Below are 16,738 nucleotides of genomic sequence, written 5' to 3'. Positions count from 1 at the left end.
AAGATTATGGCAACGTATCTCGAATAGGCAGTAATGTTGCCAAAGCATGTTCATAACCGCGTTCTACTAACTCATCTAGCTTATGCCAATCAAACATACCGATGCCCTCAATTGGCATACGGATATGTAAATTTGCCCGTTCAATCGCAGCCGCTTGAATCATGGTATCACTGGCAAGTGTCGCGGTGCGCATTAAAATTTCAGCCAGTCGTGGCGCAGGTAACAGTTTATCTTTAATCAATTTGTTCCAGTTGAGCAGGGCACTTTGATCGGGTTCATTTAAACCGATACCGGGGATGCGGATATCATCGTTTAAGCTGACATTACTGGCAATAATTGCACCTCTTTCCAAATTTTGCATTACGTCTGTCGGGAGGTTATTAATAATCCCGCCATCGCACAATAAATTCTCATGCCATGCTACAGGCGGTGCTACACCGGGCACACTCATGCTAGTACCGACCCACGTTGCCAGTTCGCCTTGATCGTGAATCACGGCTTGACCCGTCGACAGATTGGTTGAAATGCAGTAATAGGTTCGTTTCAACTCTTCTATTCGCCGATGCCCAAAAATTGCTTGAAGCCGACTATGGAATCGTTGTCCACGTATTAAAGATACTCGAGGCATGGTGTAGTCATTTAGATAGTTTCGGGCAACGAAAGTTTCATAAGCAATATGAGTCATTTCAACACTATCAAAACCACACGCAACCAAAGCAGCAACGAATGCACCCATACTGGTTCCACCGACAATATCAATGGGGATATGTAGTTGTTCCAATGCGCGAATTAAACCAATGTGTGCAAATCCACGCGCACCGCCACCACCCAGCACCAAGCCTAGACCTCGACTGGAGATTTGCCGAGCGACAGCGCTGATATCCGCTTGTGCCCAAGGATGAATAAAATAATGGGCACGGGCGCGATAGAGTTGTTTCCAACGTAATGTATGGGGGGAGGGATCAGCCTCTGAGCGCAATAACACTAATTCAATCGGGCTTTGCCAATCATATTGATTTAATACATCAACAAGTTGGGTTTCAACAGGTGACTGATTGGCTTCGGCTAAAATTAAGATGCGATCTGCCTGATGTAGACAGCGTTTTGCCCACTCATCGTCATGGGTATGTGCAGCATAAAGGACGTAACAATGCTTTTCTTCTAAGCTTGCTAACCATTGACGTAATCTTAAGTCATCTGCACCGTAGTCGAGAGGCGTTTGACTAAACCCAATGCCAAATAGTGCATCCACATGTGCGGCTGTGACTAAGCGAACTTGTGGCCAACGTTGTAAATGCTCAGTCAATTGTTCTGCGAGATGAATAGCTGGAATTTGTGATGTGACAGGAACAATAGATAACGTGCGGTTATGACTCATGGCATGGGTATGCTGTAGTTCGGGTTGCGAGCGTGCGATGATCAGCCGAGACAAGGCCAGTAAAACGTTTGGATATTGGTGAATGAAGTCTAAAAATGGCTGCTGCGGAATCGCGAATAGGGTGGTATCTCGGATGGCATGAACTGTGCCGTGATGAGGTTGTTTGGAAATGGTACCCATTTCCCCCACGATGTCATGACGGCCCAAATAGGTTGATAAACCTGAAGCGGTAGTGAGTTTAACGCGACCATAGGCAATAATATAAACATGATCGGCACTGTCATTGAGCTGATAAAGCATTTGTCCTGTTTGTAAATGCAGAATATGAGCATAGCTGGCGATGGTGTTTAGTTGGTCAGCATCCAACTCTGCAAAGACTGTGACTTTACTCAGCGTTTTTATAATATCCATATTTTTCAAATTATCTTTATTATCTACTCATTTAATAAAGCATTGAGCTGTTTTACAAGTGCGGTTGAGTAAAAGAGGGCTTCTGTTTAGGCTTTTTTTGTATTTATGGTTTTTGGGAAAATACTGCTATTGCGGTAGAAAAAGCTGAGGCATAAAAAAGCCAGTTCATTTTTGACTGGCTCTTTTGGAATCTTTAACGCTTATGCGATTTGTACAGGAATACAGTTTGCGGTGTGGCTGACCGTATTGTTTGGGTTCGCATAGACTAAACGCGGTTTGTGTAGATCTGCTTCTATTTCAGTGAAGTCACCAAAAGTAGCAATAATCACTAAATCGCCTACATCAGCTTGGTGTGCTGCGCCACCATTGACTGAAATAATGCCTGAATCATCTTCACCACGAATTGCATAGGTTGTGAAACGTTTGCCGTTAGTGACGTTCCATACGTGGATTTCTTCGTATTCACGAATCCCTGCTAAGTCCATTAATACACCATCAATTGCGCAAGAACCTTCATAATGAAGTTCAGCATGTGTCACAACTGCACGGTGAATTTTACATTTTAATAAACGAGATAGCATGGCTAGCGTCTCCTGAGTAAGACCTAAGATGAATATCTTATGGTTGACTTGTCACGTTTTCCGCGGGCTATTTGGCGGTTCGATGCGCATTTTGCGCTTAAAAATGCAATATGGCAAGTATGATTGTTCAACAATACAGTCGTAAGTTTAAGTGGGTTTGTAAGCATTGATTTGATTCATCGCCAGTGCAACTTGTCCATCAACAAGTATTTTCACTTTAGATAAGGCATGATCAAGTGCTGCATCCATTAAATCTTGTTCACTGCTTGGGGCTTTGTTTAGTACATGACCTGCGACACGCTCTTTAGAGCCAGGATGTCCAATTCCAATCCGTAAGCGGTGGAAATTAGCACCAAGATGAGGAACGATATCACGTAGACCATTGTGTCCGCCGTGTCCGCCACCTGTTTTCAAACGAATAACGCCAGGATCCATATCTAGTTCATCATGAGCGATTAAAATCGATTCAGGAGAAATATGATAAAACTTAGCGAAAGGGGCAACACTTTGACCAGAACGGTTCATAAAGGTTGTGGGGAGTAATAGACGTACGTCATGACCTTCAATTTGACCACGACCACTGAATCCATGAAATTTCGGATCAGCTTTTAACTGAATACCATAACGATCTGCAAGCTGTTCTACAAACCAAAAACCTGCATTATGGCGAGTTTGGGCATATTCCTTTCCAGGATTGCCCAAACCAACAATTAGCGAAATATTTGACACTAATTAAGCCTTTAACACTTATGCGCGGATGAAGTCAGCGTGCATAGGTGTGTTTTTTGCTGGGTGGCGTTGTAACGCTTTGATTTTAACGTTTTCAACTTGATCACCGATTTGGATTTCAATCACTTCTTCAAAGAAAGCATTGTTTTCTAAAGCTTTAACGATTTGACGAAGCTCTAAAGTGATTGTTACAGGCTCAGCGCTACCGCCATAGACGATTGCTGGAATTTTTCCTGCGTGACGAAGGCGGCGGCTCGAACCTTTCCCTTGTAGTGCAGCTTCACGTGCTTGAGCATTTAATACGAAGTTTGCCATGGGCATATCCTCATTGAGTTTTAAGAGACTAAACTTGCGACCAGTTTAGTGATAGAAAACCCTAGCTAAGCTAGGGTTTAAGAAAAAAGCTGGGCTATTATAGATAACTATCAAACATCGCGCTAATAGATTCTTCGTTATTGATACGACGAATTGTTTCAGCAACCATGCTAGCAACAGATACTTGGCGAACTTTGCCAATGTTTGCTGCTTCATCTGAAAGAGGAATCGTGTCGGTTACAACAAGTTCATCAATAACAGAGTTTTGAAGGTTTTCAATGGCTTTGCCAGATAAAACAGGGTGAGTTGCATAAGCAATAACTCGACGCGCACCAAATTGTTTTAGTGCATCAGCCGCTTTGCAAAGCGTACCTGCTGTATCAACCATATCATCTACGATGACACAGTCACGATCTTTGACATCACCAATCAAATGCATCACTTGAGATTCATTTGCTTTTTGACGACGCTTATCAATGATCGCTAAATCAATATCACCCAGTTGTTTTGCAACAGCACGAGCACGCACTACACCGCCAACGTCAGGTGAAACCACCATTAAGTTGTGATGTTGTTGCTGATGTAAATCAGCTAACAAGGCAGGCGTACCGTAGATGTTATCAACAGGAATATCGAAGAAACCTTGAATTTGGTCTGCGTGCAGATCGATCATCACAACACGGTCAATACCTACAGTTGTTAGCATATCTGCAACAACTTTAGCAGTAATCGGTACACGGGCAGAACGCGGACGTCGATCTTGACGTGCGTAACCAAAGTACGGAATGACTGCTGTGATACGACCTGCACTTGCGCGACGCAAAGCATCTGCCATAACCAAGATTTCCATAAGGTTATCATTGGTTGGCGCACAAGTAGATTGGACGATAAAAACGTCTTTGCCACGTACATTTTCAGTAATTTCAACTGAAATCTCACCATCAGAGAACTTGCTAACTGAAGCAGCTCCTAATGGAATATGTAAATGACTTACGACTTTTTGGGCGAACTGTGGATGAGCACTTCCACTAAAAACGACAAGATTGGGCATGAAGCACCTGAGCGAGGATTAAGTGAAGCAACGCTTCACCCGAGCGCAAGGGAAAAGTTTTAAATTTTTCCAACGGGTAGTTTAGAAACAATCTATTATATGGCAGGGGCGGCTGGATTCGAACCAACGGATGCCGAGATCAAAACCCGGTGCCTTACCACTTGGCGACGCCCCTAATGCGGCAGAACTTTAATGGTTTTATACGGTATTGTCAATATGTTTGATCAATATCAATATAAAACAAGCCTGTCTAAAGAAATGGCAGGGGCGGCTGGATTCGAACCAACGGATGCCGAGATCAAAACCCGGTGCCTTACCACTTGGCGACGCCCCTAAATTTGATAATGTAATGGCAGGGGCGGCTGGATTCGAACCAACGGATGCCGAGATCAAAACCCGGTGCCTTACCACTTGGCGACGCCCCTAATGTATTACATATATCTACAGATGAAAATTGGCAGGGGCGGCTGGATTCGAACCAACGGATGCCGAGATCAAAACCCGGTGCCTTACCACTTGGCGACGCCCCTAACGCATAACTTCGAAATTTCGTAAAGGTGATTCTGCTAAACTATTGACCACGTAAGCTTTACATGGTGCGTTTTGCAAGATCAACGCGATGTCCATCTCTTCGGTTATTTCAGTAAAAACACAAGCACCTGTACCTGTAAGCTTTGCTAGACCAAACTGATCTAAATATTGCATTGCTTCTTCAACTTCAGGATATAACTGTCGAGCCAAAGGTTCAAAGTTATTTCTAAAAAGAGAAGGTTGTAACTGATAGGCGCAAAATGTAGTGATCTTAGAATCTCTTGTCAATGATTTTTGTGAAAATAGCTGTTGAGTGCTGATAAAACAGTCAGGTTTTAAAATTATGAACTTTTTTTGCGCTAAGTCTATGAATGATAAATGTTCACCGATCCCTTCTGCCCATGCATTTCGTCCATAAACGAAGATGGGAACATCGGCACCAAGTTGTACGCCATACTCAGCGAGTTGTTGATCTTTTAAACCGCATTGCCAAAGTTGATTGAGTACAATCAGGGTGGTCGCTGCATTGGAAGAACCGCCACCTAGCCCCGCGCCCATTGGAATATTTTTTTCAATTTGGATCTTGAGACCACAGGGTTTTTTGGCATGGGGGCGGAGTAACTGAGCTGCTCGATAGATTAAATTCTGTTCGAGTTGTACTTCTGCTAAGCCTTGAATTTGAATGATTTCTTCATTAGTTTCTTCAAAAGTCATCCAGTCATACAAGTCAATCAGTTGAAAAATCGTTTGTAATTCATGATAACCATTTTCTCGACGACCTGTGATATGAAGAAATAAATTCAATTTAGCGGGGGAAGGGACTCTAATCATAATAGAATAATCTAAACTATCGGTTTTGAATGACCATTGTAATACGGTTTTCTTGATCTTCGGCAAGCGCTTGTTTCAATAACAGCTTATTGGGTAGCGTTTGGGCATCGTTATAACTAAAGTCGACGGTCCAGCCATCTTCAATCAGTTGTTTTAAACGTTGGTTTTCATCTCGGGTTGCTTGCGCGTGTAGGGTCGCAGGTTTGGCCTGTACCCAATGTGTTAAATGCATAATAGGCGCTTGCCAACCTGTGGCTTTTTCTAATAATTCCTCAGGTGATGTTGCCGTAATTAAACCAGTTTTAGCACTATTGAGCGTGACCTCACCCGATCTACCCTGAATCTGTGTTTTTCCGACACCAAGGATGCCTGTCAGTTCAATATCAAATTGTTCTTGCTGTTGTATCCATGTGAAGAATGCACTACCAGACTGTTGTGGTGTGCGTACGCCAATTTTTCCTTGCAAACTGAAGTTGTTTTCATCCTGTACTTGGGGCGATGTAAGAACTTTTTTGGGTTGGCTTAAATGTTGGCAGCCCGTTAAAAACAGCGCGCTAATGCTACATATTGCGACGCATAGTTTTGGAAAAAAACGCATGGATTTAACTCTTTTTTACAGTGACAGGTAAGATTAAGCTATCAAGTTGTTGTAATTGTGGGGCATTCGCATGTTTTTGTTTCAATTGCTGTAACACATCGCTAAATTGCGTGAGTGAACCTTGCATATACAGTGCTTTGGCATAGCGAACCCCGATATTGATGTTCTGACTCAGACCATACGCTTGTTCAAGAACCGCAACGGCAGTATCAAAATCATTTTGCAAAAAGGCAATATAACCGAGTGTATCTAAAATAGATGCTTGTTCAGGCGCGTATTCAAGCGCTAGTTCTGCATATTTTCGTGCTTCTTTCAAACGGCGATTTTGTAAGGCGAGTGTATAGGCATAAGCATTTAGATAGGTTGGGCTATTCGGCTCAATCAATAACAATTGTTTTAAGGTTTTATCGAGCTTATCTCGGTCAGTAAATGGATCGAGTAATAAAACTTCGGCATAAATCAATTCAGGATCATCTGGAATATTTTTGATGGCTTCATCAAGCAATGCCAAAGCTGCCTTTTTATTGTCCATTTTCTTTAAAATATCCGCTTGGGCTTGATATAAGAAACTGGCGTGTTGCGGATAATTCACTCGCTCTTGTGTTAAAAAACGCAGCGCATCATTGAGTTGTTGTTGTTGTTCAAAAATAGAAATCATGTTGCGTCGAGAAACAATATATAGACTGCCATCGACCAGACGGTAATAGGCCTTTGCTGTCTCAAAATGTTGCTTACGTTGCGCATTAATCGCGAGGTAATAATACGCTTCATTTTGGTATTTTTCAGAATGACGTAACTCAACCAGATATTGTTCAGCATGTTCGTATTGTTTGAGGTCAATACTGGTCAAACCAGCAATAAATAAGGCGTCTTCGGCTTGGGGATGATCTTTAATAATCGCTTTCAGTTTATCAAAAGCTTGTTGCTGTTGATTGAGCTGAATATAGTAGCGCGCCTCTGCTAAACGGATATCAATATTATTCTTGTTTTTGCGACTGGCTTGAGCCAGCCATTTTTGAGTTGCGGTTTCATCACCTAAAGCCATAAGTAAATTGGCTTTCATTAAAACGAAACTCGTGGATTTTGAGCGTTTGCGCAGTGCACGATTAATATTTGTGAGTGCTTGTTCATATAAGCCATCTTGTGCTTCTAATCCTGCGATTAATGCCAAAATGGATGGGTTGTTTTTTTCTTTACTTGCACTGAGTGCATTTAATAAGATCTTGCGATCTTGCGCTTGTTCAGGTGCGATCCCAGCTAAAATTTGTTCTAGATCAGCAGTTGGATCAATATTTAAAATCTTATCCAGTGTTTTTGCGGCAAGGTCATATTCATGGGTTTTGAGCGAAATATGTGACAAATAGAATAATGCTGGAACATCTTCTGGCTCTTGTTCAACCCAATGGGTGGCAATATCTAAAGCGGCTTGCAAATCGTCATATTCAAGTGCAATGTCTAGCGCGCGCTGTTTGATGGTGGTTGAATTGCTGCGAATCGCAAGCACAGTATAATTGTGCAATGCTGTTGGAATATCATCGTAGGCGAGAGAAAACTCTGCAACCATGCTTTGTTTCAGTGCGTATTCAAAGCTCTGATCTGCATACATGTCGTGTATTGCTTGTGCGGAGGCGTAAGCGCTCATACTACCTAACAATAAGATTGTGGTAGAATACCGTCTAATCGTCTTGCCGTGAAAATGGATACGGCGATATAGTTGACGCAATTTTTATTGATCCAAAGTAATGCTTTTTATGACACCGATGTTGCACAATAGCATAAATTTAGCGGAATGATGATCTGATATGTCTTTCTTTGCACTGGGTGTCAACCATCAGACAGCTTCTGTCGAACTCCGTGAGCAAATTGCTTTCAATGCAGAGCGATTGACCACGCTATTGCTTGATCGACACCAACACCCAGCGCTTAAAGATATGGTGGTGGTGTCTACATGTAATCGGACGGAAGTGTATGCCATGACTGAGGATGTGGATAGCGTCCTGCATTGGCTCGCCCAAGTGAATAATATTGATGTTAAACAATTGATTCATCATGTTTATCGTTACGAAAATGCCCAAGCTGTTACACATTTGATGCGCGTGGCAAGTGGTTTGGATTCACTCATGCTGGGTGAGCCACAAATCTTAGGGCAAGTGAAAAGTGCATTAGCCCTGTCTAAAGATGCCGAAACCATTTCTCCAGAGTTAAATGGCATTTTTGAATATGCTTTTTATGCGGCGAAACGCGTTCGCTCAGAAACCTCTGTTGGCAGCCATGCCGTATCTATGGGATATGCTGTTGCCCAGCTCGCTTCTCAGGTCTTTAGTCATCCAGAAAAATTAACAGTGATGGTGGTTGCGGCAGGTGAGATGAATACTCTTGTTGCCAAACATTTGGCTGAAATGGGAGTGGCTAAAATCATTATTTGCAATCGTAGTCGTGAACGAGCTGATCAATTGGCACAAGAACTTGCACATCAAGCTGATGTTGAAATTATTTCTTTCTCAGAGTTAGCACAAAATTTACATAGAGCTGATGTGATTTCAAGCTGTACAGGTAGTTTGCATCAAGTGATTGAATATAATGACGTTAAAGTCGCATTAAAAAGACGCCGTTATCAACAAATGCTGATGGTTGATTTGGCTGTTCCACGCGATATAAATCCGAAAGTAGAATCATTGGATAACGTTTATTTATATGGTGTGGATGATTTACAAAGCGTCATTGAAGAGAATTTAGCGCAACGACGTCAGGCTGCTGTTGAAGCTGAGATCATGGTCAATCAATTGGCGACTCAATTGATGACCCAACAAAAAGTCAAAGAAGCAAGTGGCACGATTCAAGCCTATCGACAACATAGCGAAGAAATGAGTCAGCATGAGTTGGCACATGCTTTAGAGTCATTACAACATGGTCATGCACCTGAACAGGTTTTACAAGAATTTGCCCACCGTTTAAGTCAAAAGTTAATGCATCCTACTTCGATTTTATTAAGAGAGGCTGCCAAAGCTGAAAATCCTGACTACTTCGAATGGTTACAACAACATCTGCACGACGTATTTGAGCATGAACGTAAGCCGAAACAGTAAAGCTTGTGACTAAGACAATAAGCGTAGACTAATTTGTTTCGTTAGTTCATTGAGTTGCTGACGTAAATTACGTGATTCAATTAAAGAAATTGGTGATTTAAGTTTTAATCTTAAATATTTTTCTTGTAGTCCCAAAGCATATTCTTTTGCCAGTTTATCTGCAATTTCAGGCGCTTCAGTGAGTGACTGAATATTGGTACGCTGCATAATATCGGCAAGCTCATGAGCATAGCTGCTACATGCACCAAGTACATAATAGGTTGCTAACTCTTGATCATCAGGTAAATCATCAAACACAGTATTCAGTACTGCCAATATTTTGGCTAAGAGTTCAGTTGGATCAATGACCGCACGAAGTTCTTCAAAGTGAATATACAGATAAGGGTGATGCATTAATATTGCAATCGCAAAGTCTTCATCTTTGGTGTGAATATTGAAAGATAAAGATGCATCATGGCTGACTTGAGGAGTAAAACGTTTGCCTAGACCTAATTTTTCACGGAAAGATTGTGTCAGCAAATAACGAAATGAACCATGCTTCGGCAATAATTCTGTCAATTCACGCAGTTCTCCCATCACTAAGCTTTTACCTTCAGGTGAACTGATGTCATGCTGTCCAGTCAGATGGGCAAATACAAAGTCAGAGAGTAGAGGCGCTTGTTGTAATAATTTCTGGAAACTTTCTAAACCTTCACGACGAATTAAAGAGTCTGGGTCATGTTCATTTGGAAGTACGAAAAACTTTAACTCACGTCCATCGTTGAGTAAGGGGAGTGCGATTTCCAAAGTTCGACGTGCTGCTTTTTGTCCCGCAGCATCACCATCAAAGGCGATAGTGATTCGTGAGTTTTGTTTAAACAAGGTATTTAAATGATCTGCATTACTTGCAGTTCCAAGCGTCGCCACTGCGCCATTGATGCCATACTGCTGTAGGGCAATCACATCCATATAACCTTCAACCATTAGCCAGTCATTGGCTTTTTGTTTACGCCCTTCGTATAGCCCATAAAGCAATTGATTTTTATGAAAGACTTCAGAATCTGGGGAGTTGATATATTTAGGTTTGATCTCATTGTTGAGTGCACGACCACCAAAACCGACCACTCGACCCTTATGGTCACGAATCGGAAAAATTACCCTTTCACGTAATAAATCAAAATCTCGACCGCTATCACTTGAGCGAATCAGCCCCAGTTGTTTCAAGCCTTCAATATCTTGAGGAAAGGCTTTTTCGAGATGTTGCCAATCTTCGGGTGCATACCCTAAACGCCAAAATTGAATGGTTTGAGCAGATAAACCGCGCTGTTTAAAATAATTTTGTGCCTTTTGATTATTGGGTAATTGGCGTTCATAAAATTGCGCTACATTTTCCAAAAGGTCATATAGATTTCCTTCCTGCACATATTCATCCCTGTTAAATGATGGATCAAATTGGGCAAAAGGATCATCCATGTAGCGATCCATATCAACAAAATGACCATCAATTGGTTCATCAATGACGGCTGGATTTGGCGTTGGACTATGAGTTGTTTGTGTTGGTGGATTCACCGCTACTTGGGTACTACGCTTATAAGAAAGTTTTTTATTGTCATGGTTGTCTTTGGGTAGCTCGACGCCCGTTTTATTTGATAAGTCCTGCATCACATCGACGAAGTTCCGACTATCAATATCCATCAAGAATCGAATTGCATTGCCATTGGCCTGACAGCCGAAGCAATGGAAATACTGTTTGTCTCGATACACATGAAAAGACGGTGTTTTTTCTTGATGGAATGGGCAACAGCCTGAATAGGTTCTTCCTGTTTTTTTTAACTTCACACGCTGACCGATCAAATCGACAATGTCGGTTCGATCTAAAATTTGATCAATCGTATGTTGTGGAATAGCCATAAGGTTTAACCAATAAGAAGAATTAAATGTCTTTAGCGGAGTCTTGTTTAGCGCTCATCCAATTTTAGGATAAACCTTCGGTTCGACCTACTTTGGTTTTGCCCAAATGAGAAGCAACGCTTCGCAAGAAAGGCATCTTGCGCTGCTATAATCGCAGCTCACCACAAAACCTGTTCACTTTATGTATTTCTTTAAATACAGTATTTAGTATACAAGCCTTGTTACTCTTTTGATACCACGCAGGTTGTGGGTGACGTTTCCGAGTATCGTATTGCAGGGGAAATTGTATCTGTGATTTAGTAACTAGAAAATGAAAAACAGGCAAGGGGTGACTTGCCTGTTTGCTGAATCAGATTGTGATCGCAGAATTAATTTGCGGCATCTTCTTCGCTGGTTTGTTCAGTTTCTGGTTTGTCGAATAAACCGAAACTTAAGCGATTGGTTAAACTGCGTTGTTGCTCAGTTTTAACATCATTTTCTTCAGTATCAACAGTCTGAGTCTCACGACCTAATAAACCCAAGGTAGCGCGATTGACCCAACTGCCTTCTTTACGTGCTGCACGTAAATTCACGTCACCATTTGATTTGACCAAATTTGGATAGTTCAGTTTTAATATTTCAACGTATTGTTGTGATGTTGCTTTATCACCCAGTTTGTCATAACTATAAGCAAGTGTTGCTAATGCTTCCGGCGTTTGAGGCGTTTGAGGATAATGCTCAATGACCCATTGTGCACGCTCAGCAGCAGCAAGCCATGCTTTACGCTTGATATTAAAACGTGCTGCATTCATTTCATTTTCAGCAAGTTCTTGACCAATAAATTTCATCCGTTGCGCAGCATCAACCGAATACTGGCTGCTAGGAAAACGACGGATTAAATCAACAAAGTTTTGATAAGCAACTTTGACATAGCTCACATCACGGTGTGATTGTTGTAATGATGTATAGCGAATCAAGCTATCGTAATTCATTTCCATATTCGCAACACCGCGAACATAGTAGGCATAATCAACATTTGGATGTTGAGGATTTAAACGAATGAAACGATCTGCAAGCGCGATTGTCCCTTCATAATCCTTCTGTTTAAATTTGGCGTAGAGAAGTTCGAGTTGCGCTTGCTGCGTGTATTGCCCAGTTGGATAGTAGGTATCCAAGGCTTCCAGTGACTTTACGGCATCAGTGTATTGATTGCGCTCTAGCGATTTTTGCGCTTTTTCAAAATAAATTTGTTCACTCGATTGTGGTCCTTTATCAACCACTTCTTTCTTGCTTGGATTGCTGCTACAGCCCACAAATGCAGATGCCACACCTAAAGATAGTGCAAGCATCGTAATTTTATAACGTGGTAGCGACATAAAAACTCCTCTGTTATTCTGGGCAATGAGCTACAATGGTTGTATTAAACCATTTTTGTACCGATCATCAAATGACTTCAGCACAATCTTCCAATTCAAACGTATCTGAAACAGATTTCTTACTCGAAGAATCTGTCGATGCAGATAATCATACTTCTGACTCAACTGCAACACGTTTATCGTTGCAAATTCAACTCGATGAAGACTATTTAGGTCAACGTATTGATCAAGTAGCGGCATTGGTTTGGAGTGAGTTTTCTCGTGAAAAACTTAAACAGTGGATGAAAGACGGCCATCTGTTGGTAAATGGTAACATTGTTAAGCCCAAGTACCGCTGTGAAGGCAATGAGTTACTCACACTCGACGTTGAGCTTGAAGCGCAAACCTCGAGCCAACCTGAAAATATTCCACTCAATATTGTCTATGAAGATGACGATATTATCGTGATTAATAAAGAGATTGGCATGGTGGTTCATCCGGGTGCGGGTAATCCCTCAGGAACACTGGTCAATGCTTTACTTTATCACTGTCCTAAACTTGCGGAACTTTCTCGTGCAGGTTTGGTGCATCGTATCGATAAAGATACCAGTGGCTTATTGGTGGTTGCGAAAACATTAGAAGCGCAATTTTCACTCAGTAAACAACTGGCAAAGAAAACGGTTTATCGTGTTTATGATCTTGTTACATACGGCAATATCATCGCGGGCGGAACGATTGATGAACCGATCAAACGTCATCCTGTTGATCGTGTCAAAATGGCGATCCTGCCGGGCGGGCGCGATGCTGTGACCCACTATAATGTAAAAGAGCGTTTCCGAGACTTTACCCGTGTACAAGCGCAATTAGAAACAGGGCGTACGCATCAAATCCGTGTGCACTTTAGCTATCTTGGTCACGGACTCGTTGGAGATCCTGTGTATGTCAACCGTGTGCGCTTTCCAGCTGGGGCTTCAGCAACCTTAACTGATATGTTGCGTAATTTTAAGCGTCAAGCCTTACATGCCGCGAAACTTGGACTCGTTCACCCACGCACAGGTGAAGAAATGATGTTTGAAGCGCCGTGGCCTGAAGACTTTATTAAATTACTTGAAGTGCTTCGTAGTGAAAATGAGGCTTATTAAGCAAAGATGTTAAGGAATTAAGGCATGGAATTTGTACAAGGTTTGCCTAAAGGTGTATATGTTGGACAAACACGAATTGAACATCCTCAAATGATTGCAACTGAAAATAAAAATCTTTATGGATTTAATTTGGCATTGCATGTCAATGATGATGTGCAACGTGTTCAACAGCATCGTATGGTGTTGTTGCGTGAGTTGTCTCAGTTCGGAGTGGATAAACTGACATGGATGACTCAAACGCATAGCACCATTTGTCATACCATCAATGAGCAAATTCCATTTACTGCGCTTGAAGGTGATGGCTTAGTCACGCAGCGTACAGGTCATGCCTTAATGATGATGACAGCTGATTGTTTGGCTGTGGTATTGGGCAATGCCGAAGGAAATGAAGTTGCCAATCTACATGCAGGTTGGCGTGGCTTGGCCAGTGGTATTGTTGAAAATACAGTCAATGAAATGCGATCACAGCCGACTTGGGCATGGTTAGGTGCGGCGATTAGCCAGCCTTGTTTTGAAGTCGGAGCAGAAGTAAAAGCGGCTTTTTGTGAGAAATATCCCGAACTAGAAAGTGCTTTTATTGCTGGTCAGATTGAAGGGAAATATCAAGCTGACTTATATGCGATTGCTCGATTTATCCTCAATCGTTTAGGTGTTGAGACGATTGTGGGTGGAGATCAATGCTCTTATCAACAGGCGCAAGACTTTTTTTCTCATCGCCGTGATGCGAAAACAGGCCGCATGGCGACCTTTGTTTTTATGCAATAAATTGCATTCTTTATGCGCTTGATTCGCCTTGTATCTGAGAAAAATGTTAAACTTGATTCAATTCATTGGTTTTTAAATTTTCCATGTTCGTTATTGATCAAGACACTCCCAAAGTTAAAGTTTGTGTGATTTATCATAGTCCTTATGGTCATACAGCTAAAGTCGCGCAACATATAGCGCAAGGTGCAGAGCAAGCTGGTGCAGAAGTTCACCTGATTTCTGTTGCAGCACCGCTATGGGAATTGCTTGATCAAGCGGATGTTTTAGTCATGGGCTGCCCAACGTATATGGGGAGTCTGACGTCTGCATTAAAACAGTTTATGGAAGATTCTTCTAAGCGTTGGTTAGCACGGTCATGGCAAGGGAAATTGGCTGCGGGTTTTACCAATGGCGGTGGGCTGAGTGGTGATAAGCTCGCGGTATTGCAGCAAATTAATTTATTTGCGATGCAACATGGCATGTTATGGGCAGGATTACCATTTATGCCGACAGGGCGCAGTCCACAGGATATTAACCGTATGTCGAGCTTTTTAGGTTTAATGACACAGTCTGATAATGCCAGCGTAGAAATCACACCACCCGAAGGTGACTTGGAAACGGCACGAAAATTTGGGAAATATTTGGCTGAGCTAAAGTTAAAGCATTTATAAAATGAATTTTTCAGCCATAAAAAAACCTCCAATCATCATGATTTGGAGGTTTTTTATTACTTATGCAGCATTCTTGATTTGTCACGTTGCCAGTCACGGTCTTTTTCCGTGGCACGTTTGTCATGCAATTGCTTACCTTTTACCAGTGCAATTTCTAGCTTGACCAAATGACCTTTCCAATAACAGGCTAAAGGAACACAGGTATAACCTTTTTGGTTGACTGCACCCAATAGGTGTTCTAATTGACGACGAGAAAGGAGCAACTTACGCGTGCGGGTTGCTTCTGGAACGACGTGCGTTGAGGCAGACAACAAAGGCTGAATTTGTGCACCAAATAAAAATGCTTCATTATTTTTAAAAGTCACATAACTTTCAGTTAAGCTCATCCGACCAGCGCGTAGGGATTTAACTTCCCAGCCTTGCAACGACATGCCAGCTTCGAATTTTTCTTCAATAAAGTAATCGTGACGCGCTCTTTTGTTTTGAGCAATCGTGCCACCATTATGTTTTTTTACTACTGTTGCTTTCGCCATAATTCAAACTTCCACAATTGTGCTTATTGTGCCGTAAAACGTAATCTTTTTCCATCATTTAGGAATTTCGCGTTTATGCTTAACTTTTGTTAAAATACCCAACTTATCTCATTTACGCAGAGTACAACGCATGTCTAAAACACGTGTGATTTATCCAGGGACTTTTGATCCAATTACCAATGGACATGTCGACTTGGTTGCAAGAGCATCAAAAATGTTTGATGAAGTGGTTGTTGCGATTGCGATTGGTCACCATAAAAATCCAGTGTTTAGCTTAGAAGAGCGTGTAGCATTAGCCAAAACATCATTAAGCCACCTAAATAATGTAGAATTTGTGGGGTTTGATGGTTTGTTAGTCAACTTCTTCCGTGAACAACGTGCGACAGCGGTACTGCGTGGTTTAAGAGCAATTTCAGATTTTGAGTATGAGTTTCAGTTGGCAAATATGAATCGCCAACTTGATCCACAATTTGAATCGGTATTTTTAACGCCATCTGAGCAATATTCATTTATTTCATCGACTTTGGTCAGAGAGATTGCGCGTTTAAAAGGTGATGTAGCTAAATTTGTGCCTCCCGTAGTGGTTGAGGCTTTTGAACGTAAACATCAACAAGGCTGGTAACGTGTCCTTATATATTACAGATGAATGTATTAACTGTGACGTCTGTGAACCTGTGTGCCCCAATGAAGCGATTTATATGGGCGAGCTGATTTATGAGATTGATCCTGCACTTTGTACAGAGTGTATCGGGCACTTTGATCAGCCACAGTGTCAGTTGTTTTGTCCAGTGGATTGTATTCCACTGGATCCTCAGCATGCCGAATCACATGATGAACTCATGCAGAAATATAAAAAATTAACAGCGCAAAAAAAATCGAGCAATTAAGTTCGAACTTTGCTAATATGCGCGAC

General features: G+C 41.8%; 17 protein-coding genes and 4 tRNA genes. 6 read left to right on the top strand and 15 right to left on the bottom strand.

The window, feature by feature from the left end; translation table 11 throughout:
- Positions 1 to 4: 4 nt before the first annotated feature.
- The 12 genes from MMO38_RS05515 to MMO38_RS05460 form a co-directional block, all read right to left on the bottom strand.
- Positions 5 to 1,789 carry a patatin-like phospholipase family protein gene (locus MMO38_RS05515; protein WP_241322851.1) on the bottom strand — a complete coding sequence of 595 codons (1,785 nt, stop codon included), beginning with the start codon at positions 1,787 to 1,789 and terminating at the stop codon, positions 5 to 7.
- A 200-nt stretch (positions 1,790 to 1,989) separates the two neighbouring features.
- Positions 1,990 to 2,370: an aspartate 1-decarboxylase gene (gene panD, locus MMO38_RS05510; RefSeq protein ID WP_241322850.1), complete on the bottom strand. Its 381-nt coding sequence runs from the start codon at positions 2,368 to 2,370 to the stop codon at positions 1,990 to 1,992.
- A 147-nt stretch (positions 2,371 to 2,517) separates the two neighbouring features.
- Positions 2,518 to 3,099 (bottom strand): aminoacyl-tRNA hydrolase, encoded by a 582-nt coding sequence (gene pth, locus MMO38_RS05505; protein ID WP_004670040.1) that lies wholly within the window; start codon positions 3,097 to 3,099, stop codon positions 2,518 to 2,520.
- Between the two features lie 18 nt (positions 3,100 to 3,117).
- Positions 3,118 to 3,414, bottom strand: a complete 297-nt coding sequence (gene rplY / locus MMO38_RS05500) for a 50S ribosomal protein L25 (RefSeq protein WP_004670042.1) — start codon at positions 3,412 to 3,414, stop codon at positions 3,118 to 3,120.
- Positions 3,415 to 3,511: 97 nt separating this feature from the next.
- A complete protein-coding gene (locus MMO38_RS05495) occupies positions 3,512 to 4,465 on the bottom strand; it encodes a ribose-phosphate pyrophosphokinase (RefSeq protein WP_004670043.1) in 954 nt (317 codons plus the stop codon).
- Positions 4,466 to 4,565: 100 nt separating this feature from the next.
- Positions 4,566 to 4,640 (bottom strand) — tRNA-Gln (locus tag MMO38_RS05490).
- 84 nt (positions 4,641 to 4,724) lie between these two features.
- Positions 4,725 to 4,799 (bottom strand) — tRNA-Gln (locus MMO38_RS05485).
- Positions 4,800 to 4,815: 16 nt separating this feature from the next.
- Positions 4,816 to 4,890: transfer RNA gene (locus tag MMO38_RS05480), tRNA-Gln, on the bottom strand.
- 30 nt (positions 4,891 to 4,920) lie between these two features.
- Positions 4,921 to 4,995 (bottom strand) — tRNA-Gln (locus tag MMO38_RS05475).
- Positions 4,994 to 5,827: a 4-(cytidine 5'-diphospho)-2-C-methyl-D-erythritol kinase gene (gene ispE / locus MMO38_RS05470; RefSeq protein ID WP_241322849.1), complete on the bottom strand. Its 834-nt coding sequence runs from the start codon at positions 5,825 to 5,827 to the stop codon at positions 4,994 to 4,996. Before ispE ends, MMO38_RS05475 begins: the two co-directional genes overlap by 2 nt.
- A 16-nt stretch (positions 5,828 to 5,843) precedes the next feature.
- The gene (gene lolB, locus MMO38_RS05465) at positions 5,844 to 6,425 is read right to left on the bottom strand and encodes a lipoprotein insertase outer membrane protein LolB (protein WP_241322848.1); all 582 of its coding nucleotides are present in this window, start codon (positions 6,423 to 6,425) and stop codon (positions 5,844 to 5,846) included.
- A 4-nt stretch (positions 6,426 to 6,429) separates the two neighbouring features.
- The gene (locus MMO38_RS05460) at positions 6,430 to 8,148 is read right to left on the bottom strand and encodes a tetratricopeptide repeat protein (RefSeq protein WP_004670048.1); all 1,719 of its coding nucleotides are present in this window, start codon (positions 8,146 to 8,148) and stop codon (positions 6,430 to 6,432) included.
- Positions 8,149 to 8,227: 79 nt separating this feature from the next.
- Here MMO38_RS05460 and hemA point away from each other — a divergent pair, with 79 nt between their 5' ends.
- Positions 8,228 to 9,511, top strand: coding sequence for a glutamyl-tRNA reductase (gene hemA, locus MMO38_RS05455; RefSeq protein ID WP_241322847.1), 1,284 nt, complete (start codon positions 8,228 to 8,230; stop codon positions 9,509 to 9,511).
- 9 nt (positions 9,512 to 9,520) lie between these two features.
- Here hemA and MMO38_RS05450 read toward each other — a convergent pair whose 3' ends face one another.
- Complete coding sequence (locus tag MMO38_RS05450; protein WP_004670053.1) at positions 9,521 to 11,401, bottom strand: DNA primase; 1,881 nt, start codon at positions 11,399 to 11,401, stop codon at positions 9,521 to 9,523.
- Positions 11,402 to 11,769: 368 nt separating this feature from the next.
- Complete coding sequence (locus MMO38_RS05445; RefSeq protein ID WP_121930182.1) at positions 11,770 to 12,756, bottom strand: outer membrane protein assembly factor BamD; 987 nt, start codon at positions 12,754 to 12,756, stop codon at positions 11,770 to 11,772.
- A 71-nt stretch (positions 12,757 to 12,827) separates the two neighbouring features.
- On the opposite strand from MMO38_RS05445, the gene rluD reads away from it, so the two are divergent.
- The 3 genes from rluD to MMO38_RS05430 all read left to right on the top strand — a co-directional run bounded on the left by rluD (position 12,828) and on the right by MMO38_RS05430 (position 15,292).
- Positions 12,828 to 13,877 carry a 23S rRNA pseudouridine(1911/1915/1917) synthase RluD gene (gene rluD, locus MMO38_RS05440; RefSeq protein WP_034595178.1) on the top strand — a complete coding sequence of 350 codons (1,050 nt, stop codon included), beginning with the start codon at positions 12,828 to 12,830 and terminating at the stop codon, positions 13,875 to 13,877.
- A 24-nt stretch (positions 13,878 to 13,901) separates the two neighbouring features.
- Entirely contained in the window at positions 13,902 to 14,642 is a 741-nt protein-coding gene (gene pgeF, locus MMO38_RS05435; protein WP_241322846.1) for a peptidoglycan editing factor PgeF, read from the top strand.
- 83 nt (positions 14,643 to 14,725) lie between these two features.
- The gene (locus MMO38_RS05430) at positions 14,726 to 15,292 is read left to right on the top strand and encodes a flavodoxin family protein (protein ID WP_004670061.1); all 567 of its coding nucleotides are present in this window, start codon (positions 14,726 to 14,728) and stop codon (positions 15,290 to 15,292) included.
- A 56-nt stretch (positions 15,293 to 15,348) separates the two neighbouring features.
- On the opposite strand, the gene smpB is transcribed toward MMO38_RS05430, so the two are convergent.
- On the bottom strand, positions 15,349 to 15,825 hold the full coding sequence (gene smpB, locus MMO38_RS05425; protein WP_004670064.1) for an SsrA-binding protein SmpB: 477 nt from the start codon (positions 15,823 to 15,825) through the stop codon (positions 15,349 to 15,351).
- Positions 15,826 to 15,955: 130 nt separating this feature from the next.
- Between smpB and coaD the strand changes: the two genes are divergently transcribed.
- Together coaD and MMO38_RS05415 are read left to right on the top strand one after the other, a co-directional pair.
- Positions 15,956 to 16,447 (top strand): pantetheine-phosphate adenylyltransferase, encoded by a 492-nt coding sequence (coaD, locus tag MMO38_RS05420; RefSeq protein WP_004670066.1) that lies wholly within the window; start codon positions 15,956 to 15,958, stop codon positions 16,445 to 16,447.
- Position 16,448: 1 nt separating this feature from the next.
- The gene (locus MMO38_RS05415; RefSeq protein WP_004670068.1) at positions 16,449 to 16,712 is read left to right on the top strand and encodes a YfhL family 4Fe-4S dicluster ferredoxin; all 264 of its coding nucleotides are present in this window, start codon (positions 16,449 to 16,451) and stop codon (positions 16,710 to 16,712) included.
- Positions 16,713 to 16,738 lie beyond the last annotated feature (26 nt).

Source organism: Acinetobacter sp. NIPH 1852, assembly GCF_022549455.1.
Classification (GTDB): domain Bacteria; phylum Pseudomonadota; class Gammaproteobacteria; order Pseudomonadales; family Moraxellaceae; genus Acinetobacter.
Note: the sequence above shows the minus strand (reverse complement) of the source record. Positions and strands in the feature narration are given on the sequence as shown.

Excerpts from the sequence above, each read along its gene's own strand:
- MMO38_RS05515 (WP_241322851.1), bottom strand. The coding sequence starts at position 1,789 with ATGGATATTATAAAAACGCTGAGTAAAGTCACAGTCTTTGCAGAGTTG.
- panD (WP_241322850.1), bottom strand. The coding sequence starts at position 2,370 with ATGCTATCTCGTTTATTAAAATGTAAAATTCACCGTGCAGTTGTGACA.
- rplY (WP_004670042.1), bottom strand. The coding sequence starts at position 3,414 with ATGGCAAACTTCGTATTAAATGCTCAAGCACGTGAAGCTGCACTACAA.
- MMO38_RS05495 (WP_004670043.1), bottom strand. The coding sequence starts at position 4,465 with ATGCCCAATCTTGTCGTTTTTAGTGGAAGTGCTCATCCACAGTTCGCC.
- ispE (WP_241322849.1), bottom strand. The coding sequence starts at position 5,827 with ATGATTAGAGTCCCTTCCCCCGCTAAATTGAATTTATTTCTTCATATC.
- lolB (WP_241322848.1), bottom strand. The coding sequence starts at position 6,425 with ATGCGTTTTTTTCCAAAACTATGCGTCGCAATATGTAGCATTAGCGCG.
- hemA (WP_241322847.1), top strand. The coding sequence starts at position 8,228 with ATGTCTTTCTTTGCACTGGGTGTCAACCATCAGACAGCTTCTGTCGAA.
- MMO38_RS05450 (WP_004670053.1), bottom strand. The coding sequence starts at position 11,401 with ATGGCTATTCCACAACATACGATTGATCAAATTTTAGATCGAACCGAC.
- MMO38_RS05445 (WP_121930182.1), bottom strand. The coding sequence starts at position 12,756 with ATGTCGCTACCACGTTATAAAATTACGATGCTTGCACTATCTTTAGGT.
- rluD (WP_034595178.1), top strand. The coding sequence starts at position 12,828 with ATGACTTCAGCACAATCTTCCAATTCAAACGTATCTGAAACAGATTTC.
- pgeF (WP_241322846.1), top strand. The coding sequence starts at position 13,902 with ATGGAATTTGTACAAGGTTTGCCTAAAGGTGTATATGTTGGACAAACA.
- MMO38_RS05430 (WP_004670061.1), top strand. The coding sequence starts at position 14,726 with ATGTTCGTTATTGATCAAGACACTCCCAAAGTTAAAGTTTGTGTGATT.
- smpB (WP_004670064.1), bottom strand. The coding sequence starts at position 15,825 with ATGGCGAAAGCAACAGTAGTAAAAAAACATAATGGTGGCACGATTGCT.
- coaD (WP_004670066.1), top strand. The coding sequence starts at position 15,956 with ATGTCTAAAACACGTGTGATTTATCCAGGGACTTTTGATCCAATTACC.